We start from the raw sequence: 493 nt of genomic DNA, 5'->3' as shown, positions 1-493 counted from the left end.
GGCGAGGGGTACCTGCTCACTGAACAGGGCAGGACCCTTCAAGAATCTCTCGCCCCGCTCGATGATTGGGCCTCCGGCTGGCGGCCCAAGGCGGCGGACTGACGGCCGTGACGGCCGTGACGGCAGGACGGGCTCAGTCTCTCCAGTGGGCACAGAGTGTCGCGACTCCATGTTCATCGGGACCGGTGCCCGAATTGTTGCCGAGGCTCCCCGCACCGCGTATTTGCGCGAGCTCTTACGGGTTGGTTTCGGACGGGCGTCGGCGGGCGAGAGCGAGGCTTGTCAGCGTCGTGATCGCCATGGCGCCGATGCCGACCAGCGCCGCGGTGGTGTAGGCGCTGTCGTCGGGGAAGAGGTGGCCGGGGGCGGTACCCGCGGCGAGGATCAGGCCGCCGATGGCGCTGCCCAGGGAGTATCCGACGCTGCGGACGACGTAGTTGAAGCTCATGGCGCTCGACGTCTCGCTCTTGGGGGTGACGGCCAGGATGACACC

The 493-nt window shown here is 68.2% G+C and carries 1 pseudogene; it reads right to left on the bottom strand.

Features of this window, described 5'->3' with window-relative positions:
* Window positions 1–235: 235 nt before the first annotated feature.
* Window positions 236–493: pseudogene (locus ACLQ2N_RS35965) on the bottom strand (MFS transporter); the annotation flags it as partial.

The organism is Streptomyces sp. DT224 (assembly GCF_049844595.1).
GTDB lineage: Bacteria > Actinomycetota > Actinomycetes > Streptomycetales > Streptomycetaceae > Streptomyces.
The sequence above is the reverse complement of the archived record's forward strand: the minus strand, read 5'-3'. Positions and strand labels throughout refer to the sequence as shown.